This window comes from Streptomyces rishiriensis (assembly GCF_003112535.1).
In the GTDB taxonomy this organism is placed as follows: Bacteria; Actinomycetota; Actinomycetes; order Streptomycetales; family Streptomycetaceae; genus Streptomyces; species Streptomyces rishiriensis.
Map to the genome: position 1 here is coordinate 45,682 of NZ_BEWA01000037.1, position 9,860 is coordinate 55,541.

Annotated in this window: 3 protein-coding genes, 1 tRNA gene and 1 rRNA gene; 1 reads left to right on the forward strand and 4 read right to left on the reverse strand. The window is 70.0% G+C overall.

What is annotated here, in order from left to right:
- Positions 1-113 precede the first annotated feature (113 nt).
- Positions 114-5,576 carry a HAMP domain-containing protein gene (locus Sri02f_RS39700; protein WP_109006157.1) on the reverse strand — a complete coding sequence of 1,821 codons (5,463 nt, stop codon included), beginning with the start codon at positions 5,574-5,576 and terminating at the stop codon, positions 114-116.
- A 375-nt stretch (positions 5,577-5,951) separates the two neighbouring features.
- Here Sri02f_RS39700 and Sri02f_RS39710 point away from each other — a divergent pair, with 375 nt between their 5' ends.
- Positions 5,952-8,693, forward strand: a complete 2,742-nt coding sequence (locus Sri02f_RS39710; protein ID WP_109006158.1) for a SpoIIE family protein phosphatase — start codon at positions 5,952-5,954, stop codon at positions 8,691-8,693.
- A 57-nt stretch (positions 8,694-8,750) separates the two neighbouring features.
- Here Sri02f_RS39710 and Sri02f_RS39715 read toward each other — a convergent pair.
- The 3 genes from Sri02f_RS39715 to rrf all read right to left on the reverse strand — a co-directional run bounded on the left by Sri02f_RS39715 (position 8,751) and on the right by rrf (position 9,792).
- A tRNA-Thr gene (locus Sri02f_RS39715) sits at positions 8,751-8,823 on the reverse strand.
- Between the two features lie 75 nt (positions 8,824-8,898).
- Positions 8,899-9,561: a DegT/DnrJ/EryC1/StrS family aminotransferase gene (locus Sri02f_RS39720; protein ID WP_167467707.1), complete on the reverse strand. Its 663-nt coding sequence runs from the start codon at positions 9,559-9,561 to the stop codon at positions 8,899-8,901.
- A 114-nt stretch (positions 9,562-9,675) separates the two neighbouring features.
- A 5S ribosomal RNA gene (gene rrf / locus Sri02f_RS39725) occupies positions 9,676-9,792 on the reverse strand.
- Between the last annotated feature and the right edge of the window lie 68 nt (positions 9,793-9,860).

Genomic DNA, 9,860 nt, shown 5'->3' on the forward strand with positions numbered 1-9,860 from the left:
CAGAAGGTTCCCCGAATCGCGCCTCGCTACACGGCGACGGCCACCCTGAGTCAGCAACTCCCGGCCTGCCCCGAAGGTTCCCGTCATGCCCAGGGTTCCCTTCGGGTGACGCCTCACTCGTCCCTCATCCACTGCTGCATCACCGACAGCAGGTGATCGGGGTCGACCGGCTTCGTCACGTAGTCGGAGGCGCCCGACTCGATCGCCTTCTCCCGGTCGCCCTTCATCGCCTTCGCGGTGAGCGCGATGATCGGCAGCCCGGAGAACTGCGGCATCCGCCGGATCGCCGTCGTCGTCGCGTAGCCGTCCATCTCGGGCATCATGATGTCCATCAGGACGACCGCCACGTCGTCGTGCTGCTCCAGGACCTCGATGCCCTCCCGGCCGTTCTCCGCGTACAGCACCGACAGGCCGTGCTGTTCCAGGACGCTGGTCAGCGCGAACACGTTGCGGATGTCGTCGTCGACGATGAGCACCTTCTCCCCGCCGAACTTGATGCCCGCGCGCGCCGGCGTCCCCGGCTGCTGGGTGCGGGCCGGCCACTGGTCGGGCCGGCCGACCTGCTCGCCGCCGCTCACCAGCCGCCGCCGTCGCCTGAAGAGCGCCGCCGGACCGTTCTGCGCGTCCTGGTACGACCGCACCTCGGCCGGGGTCCGGATCTCCGCCGGGGACAGCTCCGACAGCTCCCTCACCCCGTTCTCCGAGGCCACCAGGTCGCCGGCCTCCAGGGCGGGCACCACCTGCTGGTAGCCCTGCGGAGGCAGCTCGCTGGGGTGCAGCGGCAGGTACAGCGTGAACGTGGAGCCGCGTCCCGGCTCGCTCTGCGCGTGGATCTCGCCGCCGAGCAGTTGCGCGATCTCCCGCGAGATCGACAGTCCGAGGCCCGTGCCGCCGTACTTGCGGCTGGTGGTGCCGTCCGCCTGCTTGAACGCCTCGAAGATCACCCGCATCTTGCTGGCCGCGATCCCGATGCCGGTGTCGGTCACCGAGAACGCGATCAGCGGGGCGTCCGGGTCGGCCAGCGAACCGGCCTCCAGCAGCTGCTCCCGGATCGCCACCGGGACCTCCGCCCCGGCCGGCCGGATCACCAGCTCGACCGACCCGGAGTCGGTGAACTTCACCGCGTTGGACAGCAGGTTGCGCAGCACCTGCAGCAGCCGCTGCTCGTCCGTGTGCAGCGTGGCCGGCAGCTCCGGCGACACCCGCACGGACAGGTCGAGGCCCTTCTCCGCGGTGAGCGGGCGGAAGGTGGCCTCCACGTAGTCGACCAGCTGGACGAGCGCGATGCGCGTCGGCGAGACGTCCATCTTGCCCGCCTCGACCTTCGACAGGTCCAGGATGTCGTTGATCAGCTGGAGCAGGTCGGAGCCGGCCCCGTGGATCGTCTCGGCGAACTCGACCTGCTTGGGCGAGAGGTTGCCCTCCGCGTTGTCCGCGAGCAGCTTCGCCAGGATCAGCAGCGAGTTGAGCGGCGTGCGCAGCTCGTGCGACATGTTGGCGAGGAACTCGCTCTTGTAGCGCATCGACACCGCGAGCTGCTCGGCCCGCTCCTCCAGGACCTGCCGCGCCTCCTCGATCTCGGTGTTCTTCACCTCGATGTCGCGGTTCTGCTGGGCCAGCAGCTCGGCCTTCTCCTCCAGTTCGGCGTTGGACGCCTGCAGGGCCTTCTGCCGCTGCTCCAACTCGGCCGACCGCTCGCGCAGTTGCTCGGTCAGCTCCTGCGACTGCTTCAGCAGCTGCTCCGTCTTGGTGTTCACGGAGATGGTGTTGACGCTGGTCGCGATCATCTCGGCGAGCTGGTTGAGGAAGTCCTTCTGGATCTGCGTGAACGGCGTGAACGACGCCAGCTCGATCACCCCGAGTACCTGGCCCTCGAACAGCACCGGCAAGACGATCACCTGAGCGGGCGGCGCCTCGCCGAGCCCCGAGGCGATCTTCAGATAGCCGCTCGGGGCGTTCGCGACGAGGATCGTGCGCTTCTCCTCGGCGGCCGTCCCCACCAGCGCCTCACCCGGCCGGAACGACGACGGCATGGAGCCCATCGAGTAGCCGTACGAGCCGAGCATCCGCAGCTCGTACAGGTCCGCGTCACCGTCGGCCGTCGGCATCGCCAGGAAGAACGCGCCGTGCTGCGCGGCCACCAGGGGCGGCAGCTCGCTCATGATCAGCGAGGCCACGTCCTGCAGGTCCCGGCGGCCCTGCATCAGGGCCGACACGCGCGCGAGGTTGCCCTTGAGCCAGTCCTGCTCCTTGTTCGCGATCGTGGTGTCCCGCAGGTTCGCGATCATCTTGTTGATGTAGTCCTGGAGCTCCTGGATCTCCCCGGACGCGTCCACGTCGATCTTCAGGTTCAGGTCGCCGCGGGTCACCGCGGTCGCCACGCGCGCGATGGCCCGCACCTGCCGGGTCAGGTTCCCGGCCATCTCGTTCACCGACTCGGTGAGGTCGCGCCAGGTGCCGTCGACGTCCCGCACGCGTGCCTGGCCGCCCAGCTGCCCCTCGGTGCCCACCTCGCGGGCCACCCGGGTGACCTCCTCGGCGAACGACGACAGCTGGTCCACCATCGTGTTGATCGTCGTCTTCAGCTCGAGGATCTCCCCGCGCGCGTCGATGTCGATCTTCTTCGTCAGGTCGCCCTTGGCGATGGCCGTCGTGACCATGGCGATGTTGCGCACCTGACCGGTCAGGTTAGACGCCATGCCGTTCACCGAGTCGGTGAGGTCCTTCCAGGTGCCCGCCACACCCGGCACATGCGCCTGACCGCCCAGGATGCCGTCCGTGCCCACCTCACGGGCCACCTTGGTGACCTGCTCGGCGAACGAGCTCAGCGTCTTCACCATGGTGTTGAAGGTGTCGGCGAGCTGCTGGACCTCGCCGCGCGCCTCGATCGTCACCGTACGCGTCAGGTCGCCGTTGGCGACGGCCGCCGCGACCTGGGAGATGTTGCGCACCTGCATGGTCAGGTTCTTGGCCATCAGGTTGACGTTGTCGGTGAGGTCCTTCCAGATGCCCGTGACGCCCGAGGCGTACGCCTGGCCGCCCAGGATGCCCTCGGTGCCCACCTCGCGGGCCACCCGGGTCACCTGCTCGGCGAAGGAGGACAGCTGGTCGACCATCGTGTTCACGGTGGTGACGAGCTCGAGGATCTCGCCCTTGGCGTCGACGGTGATCTTCTTCGACAGATCGCCCTTGGCGACCGCGGTCGTGACGTCGGCGATCTGACGCACCTGGATGGTCAGGTTGTTCGCCATGAAGTTCACGGACTGCGTGAGGTCCTTCCAGGTGCCGGAGACGCCCTGCACCTCGGCCTGTCCGCCGAGCTGCCCCTCCGTACCCACCTCACGGGCCACCCGCGTGACCTCCTGGGCGAACGACGACAGCTGGTCGACCATCGTGTTCAGGGTGTTCTTCAGCTCCAGGATCTCCCCGCGCGCGTCCACGGTGATCTTCTGGGAGAGGTCACCGCGGGCCACCGCGGTGGCGACCTGGGCGATGTTGCGCACCTGGGCGGTGAGGTTGCCGGCCATGCCGTTCACCGAGTCGGTCAGATCGCGCCACACCCCGGCCACTCCGGGCACCTGGGCCTGCCCGCCCAGCCGCCCCTCGGTGCCCACGTCCCGCGCGACCCGGGTCACCTGGTCGGCGAAGGCGGAGAGCTGGTCGACCATCGTGTTGATGGTGTTCTTCAGCTCCAGGATCTCCCCGCGCGCGTCCACGTCGATCTTCTGCGACAGGTCGCCGCGCGCCACCGCCGTCGTCACCTGGGCGATGTTGCGCACCTGGGACGTCAGGTTCCCGGCCATCGAGTTGACGGAGTCGGTCAGCTCCTTCCAGGTGCCCGACACCCCGTCCACCCGCGCCTGACCGCCCAGCCGGCCCTCGGTGCCCACGTCCCGGGCCATCCGCGTCACCTGGTCGGCGAACGACGACAGCTGGTCCACCATCGTGTTCACGGTGTTCTTCAGCTGCGCCATCTCACCGGAGACGTCCACGGTGACCTTCTGCGACAGGTCGCCGTTGGCCACCGCCGTGGTGACCTGCGCGATGTTCCTCACCTGTCCGGTGAGATTCCTGAACGCCGTGTTGACGGAGTCCGTCAGGTCCTTCCAGGTGCCGGCCGCGCCCGACACCTGCGCCTGACCGCCCAGCTCACCCTCGACGCCGATCTCCCGCGCCACCCGCGTGACCTCGGCGCCGAAGGCCGACAGCTGGTCGACCATCCCGTTGACGGTGTTCTTCAGCTCCAGCATCTCGCCGGCCACGTCCACCGTGACCTTCTGCGACAGATCGCCGCTGGCCACCGCCGTGGTCACGGCCGCGATGTCACGCACCTGCGTGGTCAGGTTGCGGAACACCGTGTTGACGGAGTCCGTCAGGTCCTTCCAGGTGCCGGCCGCACCCGGCACGTTCGCCTGGCCGCCCAGCTGCCCCGCGGCCCCCACCTCGTTGGCCACCCGTGTGACCTCGTCGGCGAAGGTCCGCAGCGTCTCCGTCATCTGGTTGATCGTGTCGGCGAGCTGCGCGACCTCGCCGCGCGCCGACACCGTCACCTTCTGCGACAGGTCGCCGTTGGCGACCGCCGTCGTCACCTCCGCGATCCCGCGCACCTGGGCCGTCAGGTTCCCGGCCATGGTGTTCACCGAATCGGTGAGTTCCTTCCACACGCCGTCCACGCCGGACACCTGGGCCTGGCCGCCGAGGATGCCCTCGGTGCCCACCTCACGGGCCACCCGGGTCACCTCGGACGAGAACGCCGAGAGCTGGTCCACCATCGTGTTGACGGTGTTCTTCAGCTCGAGCATCTCGCCCTCGACGTGAACCGTCACCTTCCGCGACAGATCACCCTTGGCCACCGCCGTCGTCACCAGCGCGATGTCGCGCACCTGCGCCGTCAGCCGGTACGCCATCGTGTTGACGGACTCCGTGAGGTCCTTCCACGAACCCGACATACCGCGCACCTGGGCCTGACCGCCCAGCTTGCCCTCGGTGCCCACCTCGCTGGCCACGCGCGTGACCTCGTCGGTGAACGTCGACAGCTGGTCGACCAGGTTGTTGACCGTCCGCCCGACCTTCAGGAACTCCCCGCGCAGCGGATGCCCGGTCCCCTCCGGGGTGTGCGTCCGCAGCTCCATCCGCGACGACAGATCGCCCTCGGCCACCGCCGACAGCACCCGTCCCACCTCGGAGACCGGGCGTACGAGGTCGTCGACCAGCGCGTTCGAGTTGTCGATGGCGGTCGCCCAGGAGCCCTCGCAGGCCCCCGTCTCCAGCCGCTCGGTGAGCTTCCCCTCGCGCCCCACCATGCGCCGCACACGCGACAGCTCACCCGTGAGATGCAGATTACGGTCCGCCACCTCGTTGAACACGGCGGCGATCTCCGACATCACACCGTCGCCGGAGACCGTGAGCCGCTTGCGGAAGTTCCCGTCCCGCATGGACACCAAGGCCACGAGCAAACGGTCCAAAGCTGCCGTGTCCACGACAGTGGTGCCCCCGCGTGGGGTGCGTGGCCTGCTCAGAGACTGTCCGCCTTTCGCGCGCGTCTTAGTGCCCCGCGTCGCTGCGCCAGACTCCACGTTGTCCCTCCCGCAGGGGTCGACCGATACCACTGTGCCCGGGTGCCGCTCGTCGCCGCTCCTGGTGCCACCCGGGTGTCGCCCCGATGGGACCAGGCGGGCCCGGAGGGCTGCTGCCCGCTGAGCCCGGACGACACTCGCTCTGCCCGGACCTTCACAAGAAGCTTGCCCAGTGTTTCACCCTTGCCGAACCAGGCCATAACAGTTCGGCAGCTTCGCACACGGTCCGCACACCCTCGGGCGGAAACACCGGCGACCGGCATCCGCACGGCCCCGGAAGGTAAGTAACCTTGCATGCGGCTGTCCAGCCACACCGGTCCGACGGTCTGGGCGGTGGCACGAGCACGAGCGGGCATCGGAGGGGCGGCCGCACACATGACCACCGGACTGATCCCGGGGGGACATCCCCCGGACCCCCGGCCCTCAGGAGCGCGCCCGCCCCACCAGCGGCGCGACCCGGACGGCGGGGGAGCCCTGTCCGCAGACAACCGGCCGAGGAGTTCTGTGATCACCGCGCGCGCGGCCGCCAGCTTCGAGCCCGTAGGGCGATCGGTGGCGACCGCCCGGTCCTTCGTCCGCGACACCCTCCAGGGCTGGGGCTTCGCCGACATCATCGACGACGCCGTCGTCCTCACCAGCGAGCTGGTGACCAACGCGGTCGTCCACGCCGGCACCCACGCCGACGTCCTTTGCCTGCGCAGCGACGACGGCGTCCGCGTCGAGGTGGCCGACCGGTATCCCGAGCGGGAGATCCCCCTCCAGGGCTCCCTCGCCACCATGGGCAACCCCGACCGCGAAGGCGGCCGCGGACTCCAGCTGTGCGCCGCCATCGCCGCCCGCTGGGGCGTCGAGTACACCCCCACCCACAAGCAGGTCTGGTTCCGGCTCGACCTCCCCGACCGCCCGGTGGGCACCCGCGCGGCCGGCCCCTCCCTCCCGGCCGACCTCCTCCCGCTCGCCGACAGCCGGGTACGCGTCGCGGTCGTCCAGATCGACCGCACGGGCGCCATCTCCGCCTGGAACGAGGACGCCGAGGAACTCTTCGGCTACCCCGCCGACCAGGTCACCGGCAAGCCCCTCACCGACCTCGCCGCCTGGCCGCACACCCCCGGCACCAGCACCGGCATCGTGGAAGCCCTCCAGCTCTCCCGCTGGGAGGGCAGCTACGGCATCCGCGGCGCCGACGGCCGCGTGACCCCCGTCTACGCCTCCCACCTCCGCGTCCGCGACACCGACGGCGAGCCCTCCACCGTCTGCCTGCTCGTCCGCGACCACGAACGCGCGGTCCTGCAGACCCCGTTGCGCGTCCCGGCCTCCGACACGAACACCGGCTCCGACGGCCAGAGCACGGACCCCTTCGAGGTGTTCATCGGCTCCCCCGCGCCGGACGACCTCGACGGCCTCCTCCAGCGCACCGTGGAGCGGGCCCGCGACATGCTCGACGCCGACTCCGCCTTCCTCCTCCTGGCCACCGACGACGAGACGGAGTTGGAGGTCCGCGCCTCCACCGGCCTGCCCTCGGCCCGCCAGCGCTTCGCGCGCGTGCCCGTCGAGGCGGGCCCCGGCCGCTACGGCTCGGCCAGGATGCCGGCCGTCCACGAGGACCTGCTCGCCGTACCCGGCGCCGTCCCCCTGTTGAGCGGCACGGGCATGCGCTCCGTCGTCACCGTCCCGCTCAAGGTGGAAGGCCGTCTCACGGGCTCCCTCGGCGTGGCCGCGGAGGCCGCGGGCCGTTACTCGAACGAGGAGGCTCTGCGCCTGCAGTTCGCGGCCGACCGCATCGCGCTGGCGGTGGAGTCCGCCCGCCTGGGCGAGCTGGAACGCCTGCGCAGGGGCTCCCTCAGCTTCCTCGTCGAAGCCTCCGACCTCCTCGCGGGCACCCTGGACCGTGACCAGACCCTGGCCCTGATGGCCCAGATGACGGTGCCGACGCTGGCCACCTGGTGCGCGGTCTACACGATCGCCGACCAGGCGTCCGACCCCTACCTGTCGTACGTCCTGCACGAGGACGAGGAACTCATCGACGGCATCAAGTCGTTGCTCTCGAAGGTCCCGCCCCCGGACCCGGTCCCCACCCCCGGCGCGCGGGTCTGGGCGGCCCCCGCCGAGGCCGCGCACGACGCGGCCCTGCGCAGCTCCATGCGCAGCCTCGGCCTGAACGGCGGCCCCACCCACCAGGTGGCCTCGGGCATCGGCCCCACGCTCGCCACGGCCTCCGCGGTCGGCGGCGAGACCGTGGTCCTCCCCCTGGTCGCCCGCAACCGCGTGATCGGCATGCTGACCCTCGGCAAGCCCACCGACGAGCACTTCCGCCAGGAGATCCTCGAACTGGCCGAGGACCTGAGCCGCAGAGCGGCCCTCGCCCTCGACAACGCCCGCCTCTACTCCGAGCGCACGGCCATCAGCCAGGCCCTCCAGCGCAGCCTCCTGCCCCCGGAACTCCCCTCGATCGACGGCGTCGAGGTCGAGGTCATCTACCGCGCGGCCGGCGAGGGCAACGAGGTCGGCGGCGACTTCTACGACGTCTTCCCGATCAGCGACGGCGCGTACGGCTTCGCCATCGGCGACGTCTGCGGCACGGGCCCGAACGCCGCCGCGGTGACGGGCCTGGCCCGACACGCGCTCAGGCTCCTGGCCCGTGAGGGCCTCAGCGGCCCGGCCGTACTCGAACGCCTGAACTCCGCCATCCTCGACGAGGGAGCGCGCAGCCGCTTCCTCACCCTCCTCTACGGCGAGATGCGCCCCCAGGAGGACGGCAGCGCCGAGCTGAAGGTGGTCTGCGCGGGCCACCCGCTCCCCCTGCGCCTCCGCCAGGACGGCACGGTCGAGCCGGCCGCCGAACCCCAGCCGCTCCTGGGCGTCATGGAGGACCTGGAGCTCTACGAGCAGGCGGTCACCCTCGACCCGGGCGACGTCCTGCTCTGCGTCACGGACGGCGTCACCGAACGCCGCGAAGGCACCCGCATGCTGGGCGACGACGGCCTCGCCGACGTCCTCACCACCTGCACGGGCCTCACGGCCGGCGCGGTCGCCGCGCGCATCATGCGCGCCGTGGAGCGCTTCGCCTCCGACGCGCCTTCCGACGACATGGCGATCCTGGCGATGCGCGTGGCATGAGGAGGCGCCGGACATGAGAAAAGCCCCCGCCCGAAAGGGCGGAGGCTTTTTTCGTAGAGCCCCCTAACGGAATCGAACCGTTGACCTTCTCCTTACCATGGAGACGCTCTGCCGACTGAGCTAAGGGGGCTGGTCACTTTTCGAGGTTTCCCTCGCGGCAACGGAATAGATCATACCCCGAACGAGCCGGTGTTCCCAAACCCGTTCAGGAGGCGGCCTCGAGCAGCCCACCGAGCGCGTTGCAGGCCGACACGATCCGCTGCATGTCCCGTTTCGTCAACGAGGCGTCCACCGGCAGCGCGAGCGTTTCGTCGGCCGCCCGCTCGGTCTCCGGGAGAGCGACGCACTGCCGGAACTCGGCCAGCCGGTGCGACGGAGCCCGCACCGGCACCCGGCACTCGATCCCCCTGCTCCGCAACGCCCTCGCGAACGCGTCCCGGTCGGGCCGGCCGTTCCCCGGCACCCGCACGACGTACTGCTGGTAGGTGTGCCCGACACCGCCCTCCGGCGTCCGCACCCCACGCAACCGCCCGTCCAGAAAGGCAGCCCGCTCCCGACGCTGCGCGATCTCGTCGTACGGCGCTTCGGACTCCGCCTGCTCCACCACCAGCAGCCCGTGCCTGCGCCCCACTTCGTGCAGCCGCCGGACCTCTGCCGGCCGCCCGAAACGGTGGACGACGACAACGGCCGCGGTACGTGCCGTGGCGACCGCTTCGACGGCGGTCGCGTCGAGGCAGTACGTCGTCGGGTCGACGTCCGCGAAGACCGGCTGCGCACCCGCCAGGGCGACCGCGCCCGCGACTTCCACGTTGCCGAAGGCCGGCACGACGACCTCGTCGCCGACTCCGACGCCGGCGGCCCTGAGCAGTGCAGCAGTACCCATGCCGTGGATGCTGGATCCGGAACATGAACGCCAAGTGGCCGAAAACAAAAAAGGGTTGGGACCCGAACCGAAGTTCAGATCCCAACCCTTTGAATGATTGTTCGGCGGTGTCCTACTCTCCCACAGGGTCCCCCCTGCAGTACCATCGGCGCTGTAAGGCTTAGCTTCCGGGTTCGGAATGTAACCGGGCGTTTCCCTCACGCTATGACCACCGAAACACTATGAAACTGTCCAGCCGCACCACACCGTGACCATGGCATGGGGCTGTTCGTGGTTTCAGAACC